The sequence below is a fragment of the Endozoicomonas sp. GU-1 genome (assembly GCF_027366395.1).
Classification (GTDB): Bacteria; Pseudomonadota; Gammaproteobacteria; order Pseudomonadales; family Endozoicomonadaceae; genus Endozoicomonas.
Map to the genome: position 1 here is coordinate 4,531,219 of NZ_CP114771.1, position 24,514 is coordinate 4,555,732.

Here is a 24,514-nt window from a genome sequence, read left to right on the forward strand (position 1 = left end):
TTAGCGAATAGTGGTTCTATTTGCTAAAAATTTCTGACTTTTTAGACCAATTTGCTGCCACCGCAGTAGGGCAGTCTATTCTCGGTCAGCCTCCTAGCTTGAGCGTGTATCAGTTCGTACGCTTAACTTTGGTTTTCTTTGGTCAGATCAGCGATTTCTTTCAGGCGTTCCAGTACTTTCTGGTTGATGGAGCCCTTTGGATAATTGCCTTTGCTGTTCATAACACCCGGACGATGGCCGGTCAGCAGCTCAAGTGCCTCTTCAACATGAGAAACGGCATAAACATTAAACTTCTTGGCTTTTACCGCATCCACTACCTTGCTGTGCAGCATCAGGTTCCGAACGTTCGCCTGAGGGATAATGACCCCCTGCTCACCGGTCAGACCCCTGGCATTACAGAGATCAAAGAAACCTTCGATTTTCTCGTTAACACCACCAATGGCCTGAACTTCACCGTGCTGGTTCATGGAGCCGGTGACGGCATAGCATTGCTTGATCGGAGTATTGGTCAATGCTGAGAGCAGACAGCAGAGCTCAGCCATGGATGCACTGTCGCCGTCGATATAACCGTAGGATTGTTCCATCGCCAGACTGGCGGAAATCGCCAGTGGGAATTTTTGCGCATAACGGCTGCCAAGATAACCGGTCAGGATCATAACCCCTTTCGAGTGAATGGCCTGACCCAGGGCGACCTCCCGCTCAATATCCACAATACCCTGGCTGCCGGGATAAACCGCGGCGGTAATCCGGGCGGGAGAGCCAAAACAGGCATCTCCCACAGAGAGCACAGTTAAACCATTGATCTTACCAATCTGCTCACCGTCAGTATCAATCAGAATGCTGCCTTCCAGCATATCATCCAGAATTTGCTTACTGACCCGGCCAGTCCGCTCAGCCTTGGCATCCAGCGCCCGGTCAATGTGCTCGTGGTTGATTTTACGGCCATTGCCGGTGCGTCGGATAAAATCAGCCTCGGCCAGCAAGTCGAAGAGTTCGCCGATTTTTGCCGACAGTTGAGACTGGTTTTCGGTCATCCGGGAGCTTTGTTCGATCATCCGGGCAACCGCCGATGCTGACAGTGGTGGATAGTTTTCATCGTCTGCCCGGTTTTTCAGCAGCTGGGCAAACGCCTGAATGGTTTCAGGAGAGCGTGGCAGCTGGTCATCAAAGTCCACCAGTACCCGGAACATTTCGTGGAAATCCGGGTCGAGCTGCTGAAGGATGTAATAGATATCCCGGGAGCCAACCAGAATCACCTTCACATGCAGTGGAATAATTTCCGGGGTGAGGGTGATGGTGTTCATCAACCCCATCTCGGAGTAGGGGGATTCAATTTTCAACTGCCGCTCTTTCAGCGCCCGTTTCAGGGCTTCCCAGACGAAAGGTTCTTCCAGCAGCTTGTTGGCTTCCAGCAATAGATAACCGCCATTGGCCTGGTGCAGAGAACCGGGGCAGATCTGACGGAAGTTGGTTACCAGGGCTCCCATCTCACTGGCGTATTCGATGCGGCCAAAGAGGTTCTTGTAGTTGGGGTGAGACTCATAAATAACCGGCGCAGCGGCATCGTTCTTATGGCCGACCACCAGGTTGGGGGCGTAGAGCTCTTCTAATGCTGATCGTTTGCTGGCATCTTCTTTGGACTCCATTGCCCGTTCATCCGCCAGGTATTCAATTACCGTTCTGTGCAGGTGCTGTTTGACGGCTTCCAGGTAATCCAGAACATTCTGCTCTTTGCTGTATTTTTTCAGCATAGGCTTCATCAGGGGAGCCAGAGCCTGATCAATGGTGTCCTGATTCAGGTCCTGCAGCTTTTCGTTGGATTCCCGTTTCCACTGGGGCAGTTCCACCAGAGACTCATTGAGTTTGGTTTCCAGTTCACTGATGTCGTTATTGAACTTTTCCCGCTTTTTATCCGGCAATTGCGCGAACTCGGTTTCGTCCATCGCCTTACCGCTGGACATTGGCGTGAAGCTCAAGGCACCGGTATCCCGGTACAAGGCGATATCCCGTTTCAGCGCTTCCTGTTCAATTTGATCAATGGCCTGATCATAACGCTTATTAAAGCTGCGCTCGATGGCGCTTTTCTTTTGCTGATAAGTGGGGTTTTCAAACGCCGCCGGGAAGGTCATCAGCAGCTTATCAATAAAACTCTCAAAGTCCTTCTGCAGGTCACTGCCCAGACCGGCGGGTAACTTCAGGGCTTTCGGCTCACGGGGGTTATCAAAGTTATTGACATAGGCCCAGTCATCCGAGGAGCTCTGTCGCTTGGCTTCTGTTTCAAGGTATTTACGGAGGTAGGACATCCGGCCTGTTCCGGACTCGCCCATGACATAGATGTTATAGCCCGAGCGGTGCATGGCGACACCAAACTGAATCGCACTGGTAGCTCGCTCCTGACCCAGGATGCCGACGTAATTTTCCAGCTCTTCTGTGGACTTGAAACCCAAATCCTTCACTGGTTGCTTAGCAATAAGCTGATTCGCTGTTAGTTTGAGTTTTTTCACAAGTCTTGCCATTTCCCGCAAATTGCTTACACCATAAGAGTGGAGTGAAGCTTTTGTTATATATATGACACTTTTTTGAGCCATACTACACGTCCCGCTGAGCTCACAACGAAACGTCAACAAGCCCTATAGTACTCTCATTAAAAAGGTTTGTCGGCCTTGAGACCAGTGTGTTGAACTGAGAATCTATAAATTAAACGGTGATTTTATTGCGGTCAGAGGCAGCAGAGCTTTTTTATGAACGTCTGGAAAAAATGGCTGTCTATTACCTTTATAGCTTTTGGAATTAACCAGGGTTTTGCGTCCATCAATGATGACCTGGATCGACTGATCGCCACATTACCGCCCGGGCATATTCATTCCATAAAAGTTATCGAAGCTGAAACCGGAAAGGTACTGTTTGACCGGAACAGTCGCTTTAACTTGCTGCCAGCAAGCACGGTCAAAGCCATCACGGCTATCTCGGCTTATCGGGTGTTGGGAGAAGAGTATCGGTACCAAACCCGCTTGCTGGGTAACAAACCCCTGGCAGAGGGAAAGGAATATGACGGAGACCTGGTGTTAACCTTTTCAGGTGATCCGTCACTGACCAGACATGACCTTTCTGAGCTACTGGGAAAACTGATTAACAAAGGTATAAAAGTAATACGCGGCAATATCTGGCTTGATGGTTCTATATATAGTGGTTATCCAAGAGCCGGTGGTGCAAGTTGGGATGACCATAATATCTGCTATGCCGCGCCGGTCAGTGCCATGATACTGGATCGTAACTGTTTTTTTGGCTGGCTGGTGCCTTCTGGAACAGAGGGGCAGTTGTCAAAGATGGTTTACGATGAACCACACTGGCAGCTCTCTGTTGATAATCGCATAGTGATTAGAAAACCTCGGGCCCATGAGCCAGACGGGTGCGTTCAGGAAGTATGGCCTTCATCAAACCATGAGTACCGCCTGGAAGGGTGTATTGCCCCTGATGCCAAACCCATGCGCATGGCATTTTCAGTGCGTGATCCGGAGCGGGCTGCCGCAAGGTTTGTTGAGTCTTTTTTGCAGGCAAGCAACATCAGGCTTGAAGGCAGGGTTGTGGTTGAGAAACCACAGGGGGATTTTACCTGGCTTGTGGCCAGCCATCGTTCTGCGCCGGTGCCTGATCTTTTACAGCGAGTGCTGGATAAGTCAGACAACCTGTACGCTGATAGCCTGCTGAAAACCATAGGGTCGTCGGTAAAGGGTGAAAAGGGCTCTTACTCTTCAGGCACAGAGGCGGTTCTGGCTATGTTACGGGAAGAGGGTGTTGACTTGACCAGGGGGCGGTTGGTGGATGGTTCAGGGTTGTCTCGATATAACATGCTCAGTGCTGATGACTTTACTGAAGTGTTGCAAACCGGTTGGAAAAGCTGGGGGGAGAAAGCACCCTGGCTGGCCTCACGGGATGATGAACGTCGCTGGCTAAAGACTGGTTATATGAGTGGGGTAAACAGTATGGTGGGTTATGCCTTTCCGGAAAATAACGCACCTTTGATATTCGCTGTACTGCTGAATGGGCTGAGACCTGTTCAGCCAGCGACGAATGAAGAGGTAAGAGCCTTTCATCATGAAATCAGGCTATTCCACCGGGCATTTCTTGAGCGACTGACGGGCAAACAATAAAGAAGGCATCAGCTTGTTGGAGGGTTGTCGTATATTGTTCTGGAAATTAACGGATGAAGTATTGCCTTCGTCCGTTTTCTCTTTATAATACGCGGCTCTTCCCAAGGCATTCCCAAAAGATTGTCAGAGTTCAGCAGAATGAAACATCGTCGCTGACCGGGAAGTGCGGTTTGAAAATGGGTTGTTTAGATTAAATGAAAAACAGCCGGTTGACAAATCAAACTGGCGCGGTAATATGCGCCTCCGCTGACAGGGCTTGAGAGCAACGTTAGCGAGTTGGAAAGCTTCTTTCTTCTTCTGAAAAACGAATGCTTGACAACGAAAGCCGCCACGGTAAGATAGGCGGCCTTGCTGATCGGCACTGACTGCTGGATCAGCGATTAAATCACCACGATTTAATCAGTTCTTTAACAAGATATCAGACAATTCGTGTGGGCGCTTGTGCGATTGTATCGGTTACAAAAGGTTAATACCTTTTGCTAATAGTTAAATGCGACGCTTAAGCGAACATACTCGTTAATTTGCAGTAAGTTCTATTGAGCATATAAATTTTTCGCATGAAAAATTTAAACTGAAGAGTTTGATCATGGCTCAGATTGAACGCTGGCGGCAGGCCTAACACATGCAAGTCGAGCGGTAGCAGGAAGTGCTTGCACTTCGCTGACGAGCGGCGGACGGGTGCGTAACACGTAGGAATCTGCCTGGTAGTGGGGGATAGCCCGGAGAAATCCGGATTAATACCGCATACGCCTTACGAGGGAAAGGAGGGGACCCGTTTCTTTTATAAGAAGCGAGCCTTTCGCTATCAGATGAGCCTGCGTCGGATTAGCTTGTTGGTGGGGTAAAGGCCTACCAAGGCGACGATCCGTAGCTGGTCTGAGAGGATGATCAGCCACACTGGGACTGAGACACGGCCCAGACTCCTACGGGAGGCAGCAGTGGGGAATATTGCACAATGGGCGAAAGCCTGATGCAGCCATGCCGCGTGTGTGAAGAAGGCCCTAGGGTTGTAAAGCACTTTCAGTGGGGAGGAAAGGTTGAAGGTTAATACCCTTCAGCTGTGACGTTACCCACAGAAGAAGCACCGGCTAACTCCGTGCCAGCAGCCGCGGTAATACGGAGGGTGCGAGCGTTAATCGGAATTACTGGGCGTAAAGCGTGCGTAGGCGGCCACCTAAGTTGGATGTGAAAGCCCCGGGCTCAACCTGGGAACTGCATCCAAAACTGGGTGGCTGGAGTACGGGAGAGGAGTGTGGAATTTCCTGTGTAGCGGTGAAATGCGTAGATATAGGAAGGAACACCAGTGGCGAAGGCGACACTCTGGCCTGATACTGACGCTGAGGTACGAAAGCGTGGGGAGCAAACAGGATTAGATACCCTGGTAGTCCACGCCGTAAACGATGTCTACTAGTTGTCGGTTGTCTTGTACGACGGGTAACGCAGCTAACGCGATAAGTAGACCGCCTGGGGAGTACGGCCGCAAGGTTAAAACTCAAATGAATTGACGGGGGCCCGCACAAGCGGTGGAGCATGTGGTTTAATTCGAAGCAACGCGAAGAACCTTACCTGGCCTTGACATCCTGCGAACTTTCTAGAGATAGATTGGTGCCTTCGGGAACGCAGAGACAGGTGCTGCATGGCTGTCGTCAGCTCGTGTCGTGAGATGTTGGGTTAAGTCCCGCAACGAGCGCAACCCTTGTCCTCAGTTACCAGCACGTCATGGTGGGCACTCTGGGGAGACTGCCGGTGACAAACCGGAGGAAGGTGGGGGACGACGTCAAGTCATCATGGCCCTTACGGCCAGGGCTACACACGTGCTACAATGGTGCATACAGACGGTTGCCAAGCCGCGAGGTGGAGCTAATCTGAGAAAGTGCATCGTAGTCCGGATTGGAGTCTGCAACTCGACTCCATGAAGTCGGAATCGCTAGTAATCGTGAATCAGAATGTCACGGTGAATACGTTCCCGGGCCTTGTACACACCGCCCGTCACACCATGGGAGTGGGTTGCTCCAGAAGTAGTTAGTCTAACCGCAAGGAGGACGATTACCACGGAGTGATTCATGACTGGGGTGAAGTCGTAACAAGGTAGCCCTAGGGGAACCTGGGGCTGGATCACCTCCTTAAACGAAGACCGACGTCCATAAGCGTTCACACGAATTGTTTGATGATAAAACTGCATGCGCGGTTTTATTAATTGTTAAGCCAGTCCTGTTCTGAGGCTGTGAAGTTCTTTAAAAGTGTGTTTAATGAATCCGTTATCTTGATTAAGATGCCGGGTCTGTAGCTCAGTCGGTTAGAGCGCACCCCTGATAAGGGTGAGGTCGGCAGTTCGAATCTGCCCAGACCCACCAAGCTTTCAAGAGATGAAAGCCTGGATCAACGGAAAGAATAGGGGGCTATAGCTCAGCTGGGAGAGCGCCTGCTTTGCACGCAGGAGGTCTGCGGTTCGATCCCGCATAGCTCCACCAATTTCTTGTCTTGCAAGAGACAGCAGAAAACTGATTCATTAAGCATATTTTGCTGTTCTTTCTTAATGAAAGAATGTTCTTTAACAATGTGGAATCCAAATTAAGCTGAATTGATTTAGACAACTTCGGTTGTTTAATGAAAATTCTTGCTGAGACACTCTCAAGTTAATTACCGAAAGGTAATAGCTAATGTGTATGGCGATGAATTTCGAAAGAAATTCATTTGATCGTTATAAGGTAGTTGTATTGACTGACCTCTAATGATTTACGAAAGTAAATCGTTTCGGGTTATATGGTCAAGTGACTAAGCGTACACGGTGGATGCCTTGGCAGTCAGAGGCGATGAAGGACGTGGTAATCTGCGATAAGTCTTGGGGAGCTGATAAACAAGCTGTGATCCAGGAATTTCCGAATGGGGAAACCCAACGGCATAAGCCGTTATTCCTTACCTGAATACATAGGGTCTGGAAGGCGAACCCGGGGAACTGAAACATCTAAGTACCCGGAGGAAAAGAAATCAATTGAGATTCCCCCAGTAGCGGCGAGCGAACGGGGACCAGCCCTTAAGCAATTTATGAGTTAGTGGAACACTCTGGAAAGTGTGGCCATAGTGGGTGATAGCCCCGTACACGAAAGCTCATTTATTGTGAAATCGAGTAGGACGGGACACGTGAAATCCTGTCTGAACATGGGGGGACCATCCTCCAAGGCTAAATACTCCTGACTGACCGATAGTGAACCAGTACCGTGAGGGAAAGGCGAAAAGAACCCCGTTGAGGGGAGTGAAATAGAACCTGAATCCGTGTACGTACAAGCAGTGGGAGCCTACTTACTCTTTTTTAAGGGCAGAGGGGTGACTGCGTACCTTTTGTATAATGGGTCAGCGACTTACTTTCAGTGGCAAGGTTAACCGCATAGGGGAGCCGTAGGGAAACCGAGTCTTAATAGGGCGTGTTCTTAGGAACAACAGTCGCTGGGAGTAGACCCGAAACCGGGCGATCTATCCATGGGCAGGTTGAAGGTTGAGTAACATCAACTGGAGGACCGAACCGACTATCGTTGAAAAGCTAGCGGATGACCTGTGGATAGGAGTGAAAGGCTAATCAAGCCCGGAGATAGCTGGTTCTCCTCGAAAGCTATTTAGGTAGCGCCTCGTGTCTCACCATCGGGGGTAGAGCACTGTTTGGGCTAGGGGGTCATCCCGACTTACCAACCCCATGCAAACTCCGAATACCGATGAGTGCAATCACGGGAGACACACGGCGGGTGCTAACGTCCGTCGTGGAAAGGGAAACAACCCAGACCGTCAGCTAAGGTCCCAAAGTAACAGTTAAGTGGGAAACGATGTGAGAAGGCCCAGACAGCCAGGAGGTTGGCTTAGAAGCAGCCACCCTTTAAAGAAAGCGTAATAGCTCACTGGTCGAGTCGGCTCGCGCGGAAGATTTAACGGGGCTCAAACTGTTCACCGAAGCTACGGGTCTAGAGACTAGTTTCTAGAAACATGTATCAAGATTAGTTATATGCCATATCGCAATCTAAGTGTTTATCAAAAAGCGTATCAATTGGCGCTGGAAATTCATCGTTTAAGTCTTGGTTTTCCAAGGATTGAGCAGTTTGAATTAGCAAGCCAATTAAGACGAGCCAGCAAATCCATTGTAGCCAATATAGTTGAAGGAATGGGTAAGCAGGAAAGTCCCGCTGAAGTTAAGCGCTATTTGCGAATAGCCATGGGTTCGTGTGATGAAGTTCGGGTTTGGTTAGAGTTTTCCAAAGATCTGGAATACATCAGCCAAGCGAACTATGGGCATTATGATTTCAGATACCAGGAAGTCGGAAAAATGCTTAGAGGCATCATCAAACGTAACACAAATTCTTGATACTAGTATCTAGAAACTAGTTTCTAGGCGGTAGAGGAGCGTTCTGTAAGCCGTTGAAGGTGCATCGGGAGGTGTGCTGGAGGTATCAGAAGTGCGAATGCTGACATGAGTAACGACAAGGGGAGTGAGAAGCTCCCCCGCCGGAAGACCAAGGGTTCCTGCGCAACGCTAATCGGCGCAGGGTGAGTCGGCCCCTAAGGTGAGGTCGAAAGACGTAATCGATGGGAAACAGGTCAATATTCCTGTACCCCTTTTGACTGCGATGGAGTGACGGAGAAGGCTAGGTCAGCGCAGCGTTGGTTGTCTGCGTTTAAGATCGTAGGCCGGGGATCCAGGCAAATCCGGATCCTCAAGGCCGAGAATTGATGACGAGGTTCTACGGAACTGAAGTGATTGATGCCATGCTTCCAGGAAAAACTTCTAAGCTTCAGGTCATAAGGGACCGTACCCCAAACCGACACAGGTGGTCAGGTAGAGAATACCAAGGCGCTTGAGAGAACTCGGGTGAAGGAACTAGGCAAAATGGCACCGTAACTTCGGGAGAAGGTGCGCCAGCTTTGGTGATCGGACTTGCTCCGTAAGCTGAGGCTGGTCGAAGATACCAGGTGGCTGCGACTGTTTATTAAAAACACAGCACTGTGCAAACACGAAAGTGGACGTATACGGTGTGACGCCTGCCCGGTGCCGGAAGGTTAATTGATGGGGTTATCTCACCTCCAGATTGCTTTTGCTGCAAGGCAAATGATGGAGCGAGCGAAGGAGTTTACAAAAGAGTAAATGACTGAGCGAGCGGAATCATTTAACGCAGTCAGCAAGAGCAATGTGGTGGTGAGAGAAGCTCTTGATCGAAGCCCCGGTAAACGGCGGCCGTAACTATAACGGTCCTAAGGTAGCGAAATTCCTTGTCGGGTAAGTTCCGACCTGCACGAATGGCGTAACGATGGCCACGCTGTCTCCACCCGAGACTCAGTGAAATTGAAATCGCTGTTAAGATGCAGCGTATCCGCGGCTAGACGGAAAGACCCCGTGAACCTTTACTACAGCTTCACAGTGGATCTTGATGTTGCTTGTGTAGGATAGGTGGGAGGCTTTGAAGCGGTGACGCCAGTCATCGTGGAGCCATCCTTGAAATACCACCCTGGCAATATTGAGGTTCTAACCCGGGTCCCGAAACGGGATCGGGGACATTGTGTGGTGGGTAGTTTGACTGGGGCGGTCTCCTCCCAAAGAGTAACGGAGGAGCACGAAGGTGTGCTAAGTACGGTCGGACATCGTACGGTTAGTGTAAAGGCACAAGCACGCTTGACTGCGAGAGGTACATCTCGAGCAGGTACGAAAGTAGGTCTTAGTGATCCGGTGGTTCTGCATGGAAGGGCCATCGCTCAACGGATAAAAGGTACTCCGGGGATAACAGGCTGATACCGCCCAAGAGTTCACATCGACGGCGGTGTTTGGCACCTCGATGTCGGCTCATCACATCCTGGGGCTGAAGCCGGTCCCAAGGGTATGGCTGTTCGCCATTTAAAGTGGTACGCGAGCTGGGTTTAGAACGTCGTGAGACAGTTCGGTCCCTATCTGCCGTGGACGTTGGAAGTTTGAGAAGAGCTGCTCCTAGTACGAGAGGACCGGAGTGGACGGACCACTGGTGTTCGGGTTGTGTCGCCAGACGCATTGCCCGGTAGCTATGTTCGGACGGGATAACCGCTGAAAGCATCTAAGCGGGAAGCCCCCTTCAAGATGAGACTTCCCTTGCCCCTGAGGGCACTAAAGAGCCGTTAAAGACTATGACGTTGATAGGTTGGGTGTGTAAGTGCTGTGAGGCATTGAGCTAACCAATACTAATGACTCGTGCGGCTTGACCATATAACGCCAAAGCGATTTGCTGGATACAAGTGTCAAGAGACAAGTATCAAGAAGCCATACGCATAGAGTGTGAAGCAAGAAAACAGCTTAATTAAAGGATTCCATCTAGAGACTGGTTTGTAGTCTCTAGTATCTAATTAGCCTGGCGACCATAGAAGGTTAGAACCACCTGATCCCATCCCGAACTCAGCAGTGAAATGACCGATCGCCGATGGTAGTGTGGGGTCTCCCCATGTGAGAGTAGGTCATCGCCAGGCACCCAACAGAAAAGCCCAGTTGAACAATCAACTGGGTTTTTTTTTGTGCCTCGTCAGTAAAATCTGTGGGTCATTTCCGGTTCAGGTAACTTGCCAAGCGCATGATATAACGCAATTTCCGCACATCTGTAGGTTCTGAAACCGTATGATTTTCTCGTAGTGAGTTTTATCTTGGTGTTCAGACCCTCAACGATACCGCTGGAATACGCCTTTTTCGCCTTGAACCAGTTCAGGATAAGTGGCTTGTGTCGTCGAACAGTTTTAGCAACTTTCTTCATCGGTTCTATCTTTGATCGCATCACTCTTGTACACCACCGGTCCAGGTATTTTCCTGCCCAGTGTGGTGAAATGTAGTCCCAGAACACTTGGAACTCTTCTCTGAGAAGATAGGCTCTGACACTTTTGAGGTTGTCTGAAGCACTGTGTTCAGCTTGATCTCTTCTTTCTCGGTCAGGTTCTCTTTTCGCTTGAGCAGACACCAGCGTGTTTTTTTCAGCACCGGTTCATAACCATCTGCCTGAAGCTGTTTGTGTTCCGTGGCCCTGACTTCATCAATGGCCTTATTCAGCATGGCAACGATATGAAAGCGATCCAGAATATGTAATGCTTGGCTGGCAAACACCGCAATCGCTTTTACGTAGGGTTGCCACATATCAGAACAGACATACTCCAACCGCTGGCTACGCTGTGTACCCAGGAAAGCGAAGAAGCTGCGAATCGTAGCTTCGGTACGCTCCTGACCAACCCATAGTAGCCGTGTACAGTCGCGATCAATTGGTAGACAACAGTCAAGTATTTATGGCCGATCTGATACGCCACCTCATCAACACCAATGGCCTTGATATTATCAAGTGAACGATGCTTCTTGCCCCACTCAACCACATACTCAACAGCATGGAAGACCTTCTCCCACGAGGTATTGAAAGTACGGGCGACCTCCTTCCAGGAGAGCTTTCTAGCCCAGTTTGCCAGAAACTGCATGTAAACTTTGGTGAGTTCCTTCTTGCCTTCAGCCCATGGAACCTGCTCAACCTTTACGCCACATGTCTTGCATTCAACCCTACGCATTTTGTAGAGCAGAAAAACCCTGATTCCCCAGAGAGGGACAAACTCGAAACGACGTTCAGCAAGACGGTCATAGCCCGGAGCTGGTTGCTGACATCCTGAGCAAATAGCATGGCCGTTCTTGCGTGGGACCACGATGACATTGAATACTTCAGAGCCTTGATAGAGACCGAGTTTTACATCCTGATAAACAAATGACTTGAGTTTATGAACTTTATTGAGGATAGTTTTTATCAGCATCAGCGGCGTTTCTTCTTGTTTTTGTCTGCAAATAAAAACATACCTGAAATCAGCCGCTGGTGCTTTTTTTTTCAAATTTGTTGATTTCTACCCACAGTTATCCCTGAAGAGCCTTTTTTGTTTGTGTGCCGGAAATGGTGCATATCGTCATCGGCGATTTCCAGCACACCCGGTAGTGGCTGGATGACTTGGTGGTGAGGGCTTTAGCGACACCCTCAAAGCTCCGGAAACAAGATCAGATTTAAATAGCAGGCTGATCGGGAAGACGACCAATAATCTGTATCAGAATTTCTTCAATCTTGTCGAAACGTCTATCTTGCTGATCAAAGCGTTTGTCCTGTTGATCAAAGCGCTGATCAATCTGTCGGAACTGAGCATTGACCTCTCCCTTGAACTCATTCAGTTCTCTGCGGGTATCCTGCTGCTCTTTGAGAACAAGGGCAACCACTTCATGGGTTGCACTGACAACTTTCACCAAGTCTCGAAAAGTGTGATCCAGTGCTTCCTGCCCCATCTCCAGTTTCTCAACTCTCGATTCAAGATTCACAAGCTTACCTTTATGAGTTGTTGTTCGAGACCTCAGGATAGCAGAGAATGGCGAACTGCCAACGGACGTTAGAATGAGCAGTCCATACCCATCTGCCAGAAGCCGATTTCCAGGCGGGTCGCTTCCCGGAAAGTCTGACAGAGAGCATCCATTCGGGTGGCGTTGTAACGGGACCTGGCCAGCTGCTCCAGCTGTTCGACCTGCTTTCTGGCACCGCCAAGAAATTCTTCCCCCCCGTAAGTTTCTATCCAGGCCCAGTAAGGGTTGCCCTCTTTAAGCGTATCCGGATCATTCTTTAAACGATACCCGATTTCCGCATAACCCACCGCGCAGGGCGATAACGCCGTGTAAAGATCAAGAATATCACCGGCCATTCCCCGCTCCAGCACATAACGGGTGTATGCCATATTGGCCCGGGCTTCCGGCAGGCTGACTACATCCTTCTCTGTCAGCCCCCACTCCCGACAATAGGCCAGATGCAGCGTCATTTCGCCCAGGATACCGCTTACGGACTCCGATGCAGAACGCATATCTTCCAGGTTATCCGATTTGTAAACCGCCAGTGAGTAAGCCCTGGCAAAGTGAATCAGGAACAGATAATCCTGCTGAAGATAGTGGCGAAAAGAGGCAATTGGCAGCGATCCGTCGGCCATCCCCAGGACAAACGGGTGATGGCAGTAGTTATGCCAGTCCTCCTGGCAGGCTGTTTTCATGCGCCCGTAGAGGGTGTTTTCATCGTTAAGGAACAAGGTATCTGAGCTCATAGCTGGACTCCGGGCATCATTATTGATCCGCATCATAGCTCAACGTTGCCCGGTTGCACATTTATACCCTTAACCGTGTCGGTGACTCTGACTGGCAACACACAATCAATCAGCACTGAGGTAAAAGTCTGATGGAACAGAGTGTCAGCATGAAAAAGTTAAGGAACATTTTTGCAGTGAATACGATCAAACTAATCAGATGATCTGAAATCCGCTGTTCAGCCGCTTACTTTCCCGGTTCTTCAGAGCCATACCGCCAATTTTGCAGTGCTGCAGCGTCTTGCCACACGAGGTGAATGAATAATGCAAACCAACATGTCTTACGCTTCATCAACGATTACCATGCTTAAACCCGTGCATGTCTCCGATGAAATAAGAAATGCAGGACAAGAGGATATTGTTTTTATCCATACGCCGAAAACCGGGGGCACCAACATTGCCTGTCTGATGAAAGCCATCAGTGCTGATTCAGGCAGCGTATTTAATCATCGCTGCTCCGTTATGCGGCAAGAGGTGTTCCCCAATCTTTTCAAGCCCGGTGGAATGGGCGGTTATCCCTCTCCGGAAGTGCTTGAAAACCTTAAAGCACAACATTCACCCCGATTTATCAGTGGCCATATGCCCACGGGCCTGATAGAGGAAGGTGGTTTACAGGGACGATATATCTCATTAGTTCGGGAGCCGGTAGCAAGAGCCGTGTCCTCCATTAATTTTGATTATCAACGGGGTTACCTTGCCAAAGAGGATGTTGAAACTTATGCCGGTTCTATCATGATTGATAATTTACAAACCCGGCTGATCGCCGGGAAAGATCATATGGATGGTGAATGCACAGAAGACACTTATCGTGCAGCCACCCAAAGAATAAACGACGAATTTCTACTGGTAGCACCGACAGAAGCTGTCGACTCAGTGACGTCAGTGGTTGCTCGTCTGTATGGTGAGGAAAAAGTGGCTTCTGCCCGCTTTCAGGTGACGGGCAATAAGCTCTATGATGAAAAATCTCCGCCAGAACACCTTAAGTCCATTTTAATCGGGCGCAATCAGTTTGATACCCGGCTTTATCAGCATGTAGTCAGAGAGTGGGAGAACTTTACTAATCACCATGTTACCAAGGTACAGGCCGGTAATGAAGAAAGCCCCTACCTGACCTTACCGCCAGACATGTTAACGACGAAAGCATGGAAAAGACTGACAGCCCATGAGATTAACGAGCACAACCAAAAAGCAGGCGGTTCACTGCTGCGTTTTCAACAAAAGTAAGGGTTGTTTTCAAAGCCACAACAGGTGGCGGATTATGCCCCACCTTGTCGTATATAATTCCCCCGTAAGACGTTCACTGCTGACCATATTTATCCTTCCGCGTCACCGATGGACAATGCCTGAAAAAGGATCAGGAAACTCTGATGTACAAAGAGCCAAAACGAATTCAATCGGTTGAGCGAAGTTTCGCCATTCTTGAGGCCCTGTCCCAACATCCCGGGCCATTAACTCTGCAGCAGGTCAGTGAGGCGGTTGAGCTGAACAAGACCACGGTTCATGGCCTGCTGGCGACCATGAGCGAGCTGGGGTATGTCTTGCGCAGCAAACAAGGTTATTCCCTGGGGCTGAGATTTCGTGAGTTGTCCAGACCACTGGAGCAAAAAGACGAAGCCATTCGACGGCATTTCAGTGCCTTGCTGATGAAAATGGCACAGCTCACAGATAACACCGCCTATCTGGCCGTGCCCAGTGGTGCCCAGGAATATCTCTACCTTGATGCGGTTGAAGGCGGCCATTCACTGACCATTCGCAGCCCTCGTGGCAAACGTGAAGGTTTGACCACATCGGCGATCGGCAAGGTGTTTCTCGCGTTTGACCATGAATTACTGCGTCGTCTGCGCCTGCTGGGACAAGTCCCCGGGGCGCTGGAAAAGGAACTCCAGTGGGTAGCACAACATCACTATGCCCTGGATCTGGAAGAGGCGCAGGCCGGATTAAACTGTCTCGCCATCCCCCTCTACCTGAACGGGGAGTTTGTTGCCGTTGCCGGGATCAGCGGCGGTGCCGGGGAGTTAACCAGGGCTCGCCTGATGCATTTTGCCCTTCGGTTTCTGACCACTAAATAGTAGAGGTACTTGATTTGATAATGTCGAATCTTGTGCACTTTCTTGGCAGCTTCCACCTTTTTGTCCTTATCAGCGCATACACTTAACAGTTTCATTGAATCTCAGGAACTGCTTATGTCTGTTGTTTTGATTACCGGTGCCAATCGTGGTCTGGGTCTGGAGTTTGTCCGCCAGTATGCGTCGAAAGGCTGGCAGGTATTGGCAACTTGTCGTTCACCACAGTCAGCAAGTGCACTGAATGAACTGGCGACTGCGCACGCTACTGTCCAGGTATTACCGCTGGATGTGACCAAAGAGTCAGATATCAATGCCCTGGCTACCAGCCTGAATGGTCAGGCTATCGATCACCTTATCCTCAACGCCGGTGTACTGGGGTCAGACTGCGCGACACTGGGTGAGATGACCCAGGCGAAATGGCTGGAAGTGCTCACCATCAACACCGTTGCTCCGGCACTGCTTATTCAGGCGCTGCAGGACAATGTGGCGGCCAGTGAACATAAGACCATTGTCGGTATTTCTACCCGGGTTGCCAGTCTGGGGGATAATAGCTCCGGCAATATGTACAGTTATCGTGCATCAAAAGCAGCCTTGAACCAGATTCTGGTATCGGCGGCACAAAACCTGCGCAACCAGCAGGTGAAAACCCTGGCCATTCATCCGGGCTGGGTACAAACCGATATGGGCGGTAAGGATGCCACGTTCCCCGCAGAGCAGAGTGTTGCCGGTATTATCAAGGTCACTGAAAGCCTGACCCTGGAAGAATCCGGCAGCTTTCGTGTATTCGATGGTTCCAGCGTCGAGTGGTGATCTGCTCCACAACCTGGCACCATTTCCTGTTTAAGCTAACACTGCTGAGTTGACAGCTTTCACGACGGGAGACCTAAAAAGGCCGACAGTTAATGTCGGCCTTTTTATTAATCAGGAACCTTCGACAGGAAAAGCCAGTTACCTCTCTACTTTCCGTGTCTTTTGCGTTAGTTTTATTCATACATCCGCCCGGTTATCGCAGTTTTTAAAGGAGCCCCTGAAACGTGAAAGTTGCGTTTTTACATACTTTAACAGCCAATCAAACCTTATTTGATGCCTGTATTCGAGAGAGCCAGTTAACTGAGATCGCTGATGTTATCCACTGTAATGCCCCAGAGTTATTGCAGTACGCCAGCAGCGTTGGCCTGGATGATACCCTGGCAAAACAGGTCGAACAGAACATACTGAATCTTGAAGAACAGGGGGCGGAGTGGATTATCTGTACCTGTTCGAGTATTGGTCACCTGGCGGAAAGTGCAAAAACCAGGAGTGCACAGGTGATACGCGTCGATCGACCTATGGCATTGGCGGCCAGCCAGACCAATGGAATTACTGTGCTTGCTGCCCTAAAAACAACGATTGAGCCAACCATGAATTTGCTGGCGGAGTATCAGGCAGACATTCAACAACTGGCTAAGGTACAGGTGATTGACGATGCCTGGCAACACTATCTTGATGGTTGTTCAGAGCGTTATCAGCAGACGATTGCTGACTATATCGGGCAACATTGCCGTGAGGACGACTCTATTGTATTGGCGCAAGCTTCGATGGCACCAGCGGTCAAGCGTTTACCTGAAGCATTGCAGCATAAAGTGCTGACCAGCCCTGCACTGTGTATCCAATATTTAATTGCTCAACTTGCCGGGGAATAAATCGATGGCTTTCTTATCGTTTAACTTCCGTCGTTCAAAAACACAAAACCGGGCACCTGGCCCGGTTTTACGCACTTACAGTGTGATTGATTAGATCGCAATCAGTTTGCCGTCTTTGCCATGCATCGCCGGAACCCATGCCAGACGATCGGCTGACATTTTCTTGCCAGAAGGCATTTTGATATGGTTTACCAGCCAGATCACGCAGCCATTTTCCAGGTTAAATAGCACTCGAACCTGTGAGTAAAGATCGCCATCATCATAAGCTTCTGATACTGGCATTGCCGCGCCCTGCCAGGCTTCAGCCAGTATTTCCAGTGGCCAGTCAACGCTTAAATGAATCACTTCCGGTTCAATGTCTTTGACAATACGCATTTCGATACACGTATGTTGACCTTTATTTTCCAGGGTAATTTGGTGGGGAATATTGCTGTCATTCCAACTTAGTGTATTCACGGTTACGCCTCCAGCCAATCGTTGGCCACTTTAATAATTGCTTTGCGCACTGGCATTGGCTCATTGATAGCGACCAATGGACGGTGCGGTTGAGCCACATTGAAGATGATAAAATCCTGTTCGTTCAGGTTGGCAAATTGCTCTTCAATAATATCTTCACTAAAGGCGATATCTTTGGCGTCGAGCAGGTCTTCAGCAATACTTTGGAATGGTTGCAGGCTATAACCGTAACGCTCTTCACCGGCAAGCAGGATTTGTACGTCAACGTATTTACGATGGCATTCAGAGCGTCGTTCACTGAGTAGTTGGGTATTGTCATCAACGACAAAGAAAAAGACTTTATCGCCTTCGATAGGATAATGCCCATTTTTGACAGAATCATAAGTGCGCTGTTTCACATGCTCGATGACATTCAACAGCTTAGTCGGCAGGTGCTGATAGTTACTCAGCTCAGACAGGTTGCCTTTAAACACTTTATACCTCTTTTACTACACAGGCAGCGTTAGAAAGGCTAATCATAAAGTGCCTGCTCAGGAAAGAGAAGCAGCTCAAACTGGTTTTGTTAGAAGTTGAGCCAGCTACTTATCCTGCCAGAGAGAAAACAGAAGATTTAAACGGTTAAATACCCGCCATCCACATTTATGCAGGCACCCGTTGTGTAACTGGAAGCGTCAGACACCAGGTAAAGAACAGTTCCCGCCATTTCTTCAGGTGCGGCGCTGCGATTCATGGGAATATGCGTCAATGCCTGTTTCAGAATTGCCGGATTGCCCGTCAGTGCTGAGGCAAACTTTGTTTCGGTCAAACCCGGCAATAAGGCGTTTACCCGGATATTCAGCCCGGCACACTCTTTGGCAAAGGCTTTGGTCATGGAGATAACCGCTGCTTTGGTAACCGAGTAGATACCCTGCATATGCCCAGGCACAACACCATTGACAGAGGCAACATTAACAATATTACCACCGTCATTTTTGCGCATGATTTTTCCGGCCTCTGCGCACATAAAGAAGTAGCCACGAATATTAACATCTACTGTCTTTTGAAAGGCCGCCAGATCAGTATCAAGAATATGACCGAAGTAAGGGTTGGCTGCTGCATTATTGACCAGAATATCCAGCTGACCATGTTTTGCCTTGATCGTCTCAAACAGGGCGGTGATCTGATCCATATCACCGATATGACAGGGGATAGCTTCGGCAGAGCCGCCGCTGTCACGAATACTGCTACAAACGGCTTCACTGCTATCCAACTTGCGGCTGGAAACAATCACATGGGCACCCTGTTCTGCCAGCAGTCTGGCAATAGCTTCACCAATGCCCCGGCTGGCACCAGTCACCAAGGCGATTTTTCCTTTCAGGTTGAACAGATCTTTTTGGGGTTCGTTGGTTGTCATAAGAAGTCTCTTTATTGTTTTTATATGCGGGTGAGCAACGCTTTTTCACCTTTTACTTCAAGGTGTGAATAATTGTTGAAACCATGCAGGCTCAGCTTACCGTTGCGCTCAGAGATAGCTGTAATGGATGTATTGTGAATCTGTCGGTTAATACGAAACATCTCAGTATCCGGGCAGTTCAACAGTTGCAGTATAATCACGGAGATCACGCCACCTGAGCTGACCAGCACAGCGGAATCATTTTGTGCCATCTGACGGGTCGACTGATAAAGTACCTCTATCGTCCGGGATTTAAAGGTATGCCAGGACTCCTGGTATTCATTGTCATAATCACCAGACATCCAGCGAAACAGTGCCGCACGATAGGCGTCAAAAAAAGCCTGCTTGGGATTAGTCGCCGGGCAAAAGCCAGGTCCATTTGTGCCCGATCAGTAAAATCGGGGTTCGCCGCCAGCATCAAGTCAGCGGAATCCAGCTCATCCAGTCCGGGAAAGGTGATATCCGCGCACAACGAACGGTACCCGCTTTTCGACATCCCTTTATGGATACCAGCCAGCGTCTGCTGTTGTCGCAGCAAGGTGCCGGAGCCTGACAATTGAAATGACTTGCCCAGTGTTTGTGCCAACCACTCGCCAGTAATAACAGCCTGACGTTCACCCAGCGGGGAAAGACAGTCATAGTCGTGCTGCCCAAATGATGCCTGACCGTGTCGAGTTAAATAAATGGTAGCCATTGCTCTTTTTATCCGGGGCTAGAGTGATGACTGGCTGATCAACCGCAGGCAGCGTTGCTCCAGATACGCTATCGCCATAGGAAACATGGCAAAACGTTGATCCCTGGTCTGGCCATGGTGAAAGCGGTAGTATATCTGCTGCATAATCACTGCCAGCCGGAATAAGCCGTAAACTTCGTAGAAATCAAACGTCTTCAGTTCAATATTATTCTGCTCACAGTACCAATCGACCACTTCTTTGCGCGTCAGCATACCCGCAATATTCGTTGGCTGACGGCGGAACATTTGCATTTGTGGTTCATCATCCGCTTCGATCCAGTAGGCAAGGCTATTACCCAGATCCATCAATGGGTCACCCAGTGTGCACATCTCCCAGTCCAGCACACCAATAACTTCAGTTGGGTTGTCCGGGTTCAAGACCACATTGTCGAACCGGAAGTCATTGTGAATCAGACAGGTGCCAGCATCTTCAGGTTGCTTACTGTCGAGCCAGCTCATCACTTGTTCAAAGTCGGGCACATTGTCGGTGATCGCCTTACGATAACGGCCACTCCAGCCGTCGACCTGACGTTGCACGTATCCGGAGCCTTTACCCAGACTGCTCAGACCGGCTTTTTCAATATCGATGTTGTGCAATTCACTGAACTTTTGCAGAACATTGATACACAACTGTCGACCTTCCTGCTCCGATAGCGCCATCCCTTTTGGCAGATTATTGCGTGGAATAATGCCATTCAGGCGCTCCATCAAATAGAAATCACACCCCAGAACACTCTGTTCTTCACAAAAGGCCACCATTTTGGGTACCGGGTAATGATCCTGCAAAGCAGACATCACACGATATTCACGACTCATATCATGGGCAGAAGCCGCTTTTACACCAAAAGGCGGGCGTCTGAGAATCCATTCTTTCTCGCCTTTGGAAATCAGGTAAGTCAGATTGGAAGCACCGCCGGGGTATTGCTCAACCTTAAGCTCACCGGCAATATCAGGAAACATCCTATTCAGATAGGCATCCAGTGCCACCCTATCCAGCTCCTCTCCGGATCGAACCGTTCCCGGCTGATCAACAAATCCTGCACTTTCAGTGGTCATAGCTTCACACCCTGTTTTTTTAAATTCTTCTTATATCCTTTGCTCACCAGTGCTTTGAACAGCGATGGCAGGTAACGCTTGATGCGCCACAGTATGCGCCCCTCGCGATGGGGCAAGACATAAAATGTCTTATTCTGAACCGCATTGAAGATATCATTGGCCACATCTTCAGCGGTGATGTTGGAACTGGCCAGTAGCTTATCCACCACCTTTTTCATTTCAGCATCACCGGATCGAAAAGACTCGGCAAGGTTGGTCTGAAAAAATCCCGGGCAAACCACTGACGTATGAATACCAAAAGGTTCCAACTCGATCCTGATGGTTTCTGACAGGCCTACCACTGCACTTTTGGTGGCGTTATAGCTGGACATCATCGGCGCATTCACCAAACCGGCCAGCGAAGCAATATTGACAATATGGCCACAGCGCTGCTGCTTAAACAGTGGCGTAATGGTTTTACAACCTCTGGCAACACCCAGCAGGTTAATGTCCAGGATCCACTGCCAATCTTCCATGGAGGACGTTTCGATACGACCACCGGCTGCCACACCGGCATTATTCACCAGCACACCGATATTGCCCCAGCGCTGCATGGCGCTGGCAATCATGGCTTCTACATCCTGGTCACTGGTGACATCACAGCGGGTGAAATAGGCATCGGCACCCAGGGCTTTCAGGGCTTCGACCGTTTTATTGCCTGGCTCCTGATTGATATCAGCGACACAAACCGAATAACCTGCACGGGCAAAGCGCTCACAGGTTGCACGGCCAAGCCCGCTGGCACCGCCGGTCACAATTATTGTTTTTATAGACGACATGCCTTGATCCTGTTTATTATTTTTCGTGTTATCGATACTTCATCAGTTCAAATTTGGCAATCAACCCACGATGCACTTCATCTGGCCCATCCGCTAAACGCAGCACCCTTGCCATTGCCAGCATACGGGTTAACGGGAAATCATCGGAAAGACCACCACCGCCGTGCATCTGAATAGCCGCATCAACCACCTGCTGGGCAACGTTGGGGGCCACCACCTTGATCTGGGACACTTCACTCATTGCGCCCATAATGCCTTTTGTATCCATGAGCCATGCCGCTTTCAGAGTGAGCAACCGGGCCTGTTCAATACCGATGCGGGCATTGGCAATCACATCAGGATTGCCATTCAACTTCACCAAAGGCTTACCAAACGCCTTGCGGCTCAGGCCCCGCTCACACAACAGTTTGAGTGCTTTTTCTGCAGAGCCAATCAAACGCATGCAATGATGGATACGACCCGGCCCGAGACGTCCCTGGGCAATTTCAAACCCCCGGCCCGGGCCACCAATAAAGGCAGACAGCGGTAACCGTACATCAGTAAACGACACTTCACCATGACCAAACGGAGCATCGTAGTCACCCATAACACTTAACATGCGCTCGATTTGATACCAGGCGTAGCCAAAGGCACCAGCACCATAGCATGACGGTGATGTCGATCGGCATCAGGGTTGGAAATGCCCATAAAGATAACGAACTTGCAGTTAGGGTGGCCTATCCCGCTGCTCCACCACTTACGACCATTCAATACTATCTCATCACCCTCAACGACACAGGTGGCACCCATATTGGTTGCATCGCTTGATGCAACCTCTGGTTCGGTCATACAGAACGCAGAACGAATTTCCCCGGCCAGCAACGGTTTAAGCCATTGCTCTTTTTGCTCCTCACTGCCGTATTTCCAGAGCACTTCAGCATTGCCGGTATCCGGCGCATTACAGTTAAAGACCTCTGGTGACATCAAGCTCCAGCCAGTGGCCTCGGCAATAGGTGCATACTCCGTATTGGTAAGCCCTGCACCCCATTCATCACAGGGAAGAAACATATTCCAGAGCCCTGCACTGCGAGCCTGTCTTTTTAACTCTTCAACGATTTCCGGTTGTTGCCACTCAGAGTGGTCTGCGGAGGTGGATAACGCCTGATGATACGCTTCTTCTGCTGGCAGTACTTTGTCGTTCATGAATGCCTGAGTGCGCTTGAGAAAATCCTGCGCTTTGGCGGAGTGGGAAAAATCCATGAAAGCCTCACTGTTATTGTTATTGCCCTCTATGCTGCTGTAGATGATAATCACGATCAAATGAATAGTTTTGATGAATAACTATAAATATTATGCATATATCAAGACTTGACCTTAATCTTCTGAGAGTGCTCGAAGCCATTGCCGTTGCCGGCTCAATTACCGGTGCCGCAGGACGGCTCAACCTTACTCAACCTGCCGTCAGCCACGCCTTAAACCGGCTTCGGGACCAGTTGGACGATCCACTGTTTATCCGTGAAGGACGGGGCCTTCAGCCTTCTTCATACACCCGGGAAATTTTACCGGAATTGCGCACTGTCCTTGGCAACCTGGAGCGCGTGCTGGCACCGAGAGATGACTTTGTTCCAGCCACCAGTAAGTTGTCATTTACTCTGGCCATTCATAAGGCCATGGAAACCGTTGTGCTGCCACCATTAATGATGGCATTACAGCAGCAGGCTCCAGGCATCTCGATCCATAGTGTGAAACTTGATCGTCACCATGTGGAAAAGGAGTTAAGAGCAGGCAGTATTGACCTTGCCATTGACGTGCTTCTGCCGGTGGGCCGCCAAATCGAATATACCTTGCTGCAGAAAACCCCGATGGTTGTCGTTGCCCGAAAAAATCACAGCCGCATCACCAATCAGCTGACCATGGAAGAGTATTTGAAAGAGAAACACATTCTGGTGTCATCCCGTCGCGATGGGCCTGGTTATGAAGACCAGCAATTAGCCAGCCTGGAAAAACGACGCTCAATTGCCCTTCGTTTGAGGAACTACCAGGTAGGCTGTCAGGTGGCTTCCTGCTCAGACTTATTGCTGACCCTGCCGCAGGATTACGCTCAACAATTGTCTCAGGATATGGGACTGCAAATTCTTCCACTGCCCTATGAACTGCCATCGGTCAGTGCCTATCTTTACTGGTACTCCATCAGAAGTGCATCGCCCTCACTGCAATGGCTCAGAGGGCTATTAAATGAGCCTCGTCAGTAAAATCTGTGAGCTAATTCTGGTTCGGGTAGCCTGCCAGGTACATGATATAAAGCGATTTCAGCACACCTGTAAGTTCTGAAACCGTACAATTTTCTCGTAGTAAGTTTTATCTTGGTATTCAGCCCTTCAACAATGCCGCTGGAAAATGCTTTTTTTGCTTTGAACCAATTCAGGATAAGTGGCTTATGTCGTCGAACTGTTTTGGCAACTTTCTTCATTGGCTCTATCTTTGATCGCATTACTCGAGTGCACCATCGGTCCAGATATTTTCCTGCCCAATTGGGTGAAATATAGTCCCAGAATACTTGAAACTCTTCCCAGAGAAGATAGAGGCCGAGTTTTACATCCTGGTAACCAAATGACTTGAGTTTACAGACTTTATTGAGGATAGTTTTTATCAGCATCAGCGGCGTTTCTTCTTGTTTTATCTGAAAATCAAAACTTATCAGAAATCAGCTGCTGGTGCTTTTCTCTTCAGATTTGTATATTTCTACCCACAGTTACCCCGAAAGAGCCTATTTTTGAATAGAAAGAGAAAGAAAATTAATGGAAGTAATACTCTGGCATGAAGGCCTTCAGCAGCAAGAAATTGCTGCCATTGAAAAAATACAAAAGCATTTTCAACCCAAAAAAGCAGGAAAAAAGCAAAGCAAGGGGCAATCAGGTGGCTCCATAGCCCAGCAGGGCTATGTTGTGCTTAAAGGTTGAAGATAATATGGTACCAATTAGCTGTTGGTTCTGGTCATTAAAAACAACACTATTAGGC

19 protein-coding genes, 2 tRNA genes, 3 rRNA genes and 2 pseudogenes are annotated in these 24,514 nt (G+C 49.3%); 12 read left to right on the plus strand and 14 right to left on the minus strand.

From position 1 onward, the window contains the following. Positions 1-122: 122 nt before the first annotated feature. The gene (locus tag O3276_RS18710; RefSeq protein WP_332328137.1) at positions 123-2,456 is read right to left on the minus strand and encodes a Lon protease family protein; all 2,334 of its coding nucleotides are present in this window, start codon (positions 2,454-2,456) and stop codon (positions 123-125) included. A 285-nt stretch (positions 2,457-2,741) separates the two neighbouring features. Between O3276_RS18710 and dacB the strand changes: the two genes are divergently transcribed. The 6 genes from dacB to rrf all read left to right on the plus strand — a co-directional run bounded on the left by dacB (position 2,742) and on the right by rrf (position 10,619). Continuing rightward, a complete protein-coding gene (dacB, locus tag O3276_RS18715; RefSeq protein WP_269672674.1) occupies positions 2,742-4,151 on the plus strand; it encodes a D-alanyl-D-alanine carboxypeptidase/D-alanyl-D-alanine endopeptidase in 1,410 nt (469 codons plus the stop codon). A 568-nt stretch (positions 4,152-4,719) separates the two neighbouring features. Further along, a 16S ribosomal RNA gene (locus O3276_RS18720) occupies positions 4,720-6,277 on the plus strand. 151 nt (positions 6,278-6,428) lie between these two features. Continuing rightward, positions 6,429-6,505, plus strand: a tRNA-Ile gene (locus O3276_RS18725). 41 nt (positions 6,506-6,546) lie between these two features. Further along, positions 6,547-6,622 (plus strand) — tRNA-Ala (locus O3276_RS18730). 294 nt (positions 6,623-6,916) lie between these two features. After that, positions 6,917-10,362 (plus strand): 23S ribosomal RNA (locus O3276_RS18735). 141 nt (positions 10,363-10,503) lie between these two features. Then, a 5S ribosomal RNA gene (rrf, locus tag O3276_RS18740) occupies positions 10,504-10,619 on the plus strand. The 16S, 23S and 5S rRNA genes sit together here with 2 tRNA genes alongside, the layout of an rRNA operon. A gap of 53 nt (positions 10,620-10,672) precedes the next feature. Here rrf and O3276_RS18745 read toward each other — a convergent pair. The 3 genes and pseudogenes from O3276_RS18745 to tenA form a co-directional block, all read right to left on the minus strand. Continuing rightward, positions 10,673-11,924: pseudogene (locus tag O3276_RS18745) on the minus strand (ISL3 family transposase). A gap of 241 nt (positions 11,925-12,165) precedes the next feature. Continuing rightward, complete coding sequence (locus tag O3276_RS18750; RefSeq protein ID WP_269672675.1) at positions 12,166-12,471, minus strand: hypothetical protein; 306 nt, start codon at positions 12,469-12,471, stop codon at positions 12,166-12,168. Positions 12,472-12,539: 68 nt separating this feature from the next. Continuing rightward, complete coding sequence (gene tenA / locus O3276_RS18755; RefSeq protein ID WP_269672676.1) at positions 12,540-13,235, minus strand: thiaminase II; 696 nt, start codon at positions 13,233-13,235, stop codon at positions 12,540-12,542. A 303-nt stretch (positions 13,236-13,538) separates the two neighbouring features. On the opposite strand from tenA, the gene O3276_RS18760 reads away from it, so the two are divergent. From O3276_RS18760 to O3276_RS18775, 4 genes are all read left to right on the plus strand, one after another. Next, positions 13,539-14,498, plus strand: coding sequence for a sulfotransferase domain-containing protein (locus O3276_RS18760; RefSeq protein ID WP_269672677.1), 960 nt, complete (start codon positions 13,539-13,541; stop codon positions 14,496-14,498). Positions 14,499-14,641: 143 nt separating this feature from the next. Beyond that, positions 14,642-15,343, plus strand: a complete 702-nt coding sequence (locus O3276_RS18765; RefSeq protein WP_269672678.1) for an IclR family transcriptional regulator — start codon at positions 14,642-14,644, stop codon at positions 15,341-15,343. Between the two features lie 114 nt (positions 15,344-15,457). Further along, positions 15,458-16,150, plus strand: a complete 693-nt coding sequence (locus O3276_RS18770) for an SDR family oxidoreductase (RefSeq protein WP_269672679.1) — start codon at positions 15,458-15,460, stop codon at positions 16,148-16,150. A gap of 224 nt (positions 16,151-16,374) precedes the next feature. Further along, the gene (locus O3276_RS18775; RefSeq protein ID WP_269672680.1) at positions 16,375-17,022 is read left to right on the plus strand and encodes a hypothetical protein; all 648 of its coding nucleotides are present in this window, start codon (positions 16,375-16,377) and stop codon (positions 17,020-17,022) included. 90 nt (positions 17,023-17,112) lie between these two features. Here O3276_RS18775 and O3276_RS18780 read toward each other — a convergent pair whose 3' ends face one another. The 9 genes from O3276_RS18780 to O3276_RS25885 all read right to left on the minus strand — a co-directional run bounded on the left by O3276_RS18780 (position 17,113) and on the right by O3276_RS25885 (position 22,756). After that, entirely contained in the window at positions 17,113-17,478 is a 366-nt protein-coding gene (locus O3276_RS18780; RefSeq protein WP_269672681.1) for a hypothetical protein, read from the minus strand. Positions 17,479-17,480: 2 nt separating this feature from the next. After that, positions 17,481-17,951, minus strand: coding sequence for a NanQ anomerase/TabA/YiaL family protein (locus O3276_RS18785; protein ID WP_269672682.1), 471 nt, complete (start codon positions 17,949-17,951; stop codon positions 17,481-17,483). A gap of 137 nt (positions 17,952-18,088) precedes the next feature. Beyond that, positions 18,089-18,871, minus strand: coding sequence for an SDR family oxidoreductase (locus tag O3276_RS18790; RefSeq protein WP_269672683.1), 783 nt, complete (start codon positions 18,869-18,871; stop codon positions 18,089-18,091). A gap of 20 nt (positions 18,872-18,891) precedes the next feature. After that, positions 18,892-19,212, minus strand: a complete 321-nt coding sequence (locus O3276_RS18795) for a histidine phosphatase family protein (protein WP_269672684.1) — start codon at positions 19,210-19,212, stop codon at positions 18,892-18,894. Continuing rightward, positions 19,149-19,604: a phosphoglycerate mutase family protein gene (locus O3276_RS18800; protein ID WP_269672685.1), complete on the minus strand. Its 456-nt coding sequence runs from the start codon at positions 19,602-19,604 to the stop codon at positions 19,149-19,151. The genes O3276_RS18795 and O3276_RS18800 overlap by 64 nt, the downstream gene beginning before the upstream one ends. 18 nt (positions 19,605-19,622) lie before the next feature. Continuing rightward, complete coding sequence (locus O3276_RS18805; RefSeq protein ID WP_269672686.1) at positions 19,623-20,699, minus strand: phosphotransferase family protein; 1,077 nt, start codon at positions 20,697-20,699, stop codon at positions 19,623-19,625. After that, on the minus strand, positions 20,696-21,517 hold the full coding sequence (locus O3276_RS18810) for an SDR family oxidoreductase (protein WP_269672687.1): 822 nt from the start codon (positions 21,515-21,517) through the stop codon (positions 20,696-20,698). Before O3276_RS18810 ends, O3276_RS18805 begins: the two co-directional genes overlap by 4 nt. Before the next feature lie 28 nt (positions 21,518-21,545). After that, the gene (locus tag O3276_RS25880; RefSeq protein ID WP_442876534.1) at positions 21,546-22,103 is read right to left on the minus strand and encodes an acyl-CoA dehydrogenase family protein; all 558 of its coding nucleotides are present in this window, start codon (positions 22,101-22,103) and stop codon (positions 21,546-21,548) included. Positions 22,104-22,108: 5 nt separating this feature from the next. Next, on the minus strand, positions 22,109-22,756 hold the full coding sequence (locus O3276_RS25885; RefSeq protein ID WP_442876535.1) for an acyl-CoA dehydrogenase family protein: 648 nt from the start codon (positions 22,754-22,756) through the stop codon (positions 22,109-22,111). 92 nt (positions 22,757-22,848) lie between these two features. Between O3276_RS25885 and O3276_RS18820 the strand changes: the two genes are divergently transcribed. Beyond that, a complete protein-coding gene (locus O3276_RS18820) occupies positions 22,849-23,748 on the plus strand; it encodes a LysR family transcriptional regulator (protein ID WP_269672688.1) in 900 nt (299 codons plus the stop codon). On the opposite strand, the pseudogene O3276_RS18825 reads toward O3276_RS18820, so the two are convergent. Next, positions 23,742-24,077, minus strand: a pseudogene (locus O3276_RS18825) (transposase); the annotation flags it as partial. The gene O3276_RS18820 and the pseudogene O3276_RS18825 sit on opposite strands and share 7 nt — an antisense overlap. Positions 24,078-24,294: 217 nt before the next feature. Between O3276_RS18825 and O3276_RS18830 the strand changes: the two are divergent. Further along, entirely contained in the window at positions 24,295-24,456 is a 162-nt protein-coding gene (locus O3276_RS18830) for a hypothetical protein (protein WP_269672689.1), read from the plus strand. Positions 24,457-24,514: the final 58 nt, after the last annotated feature.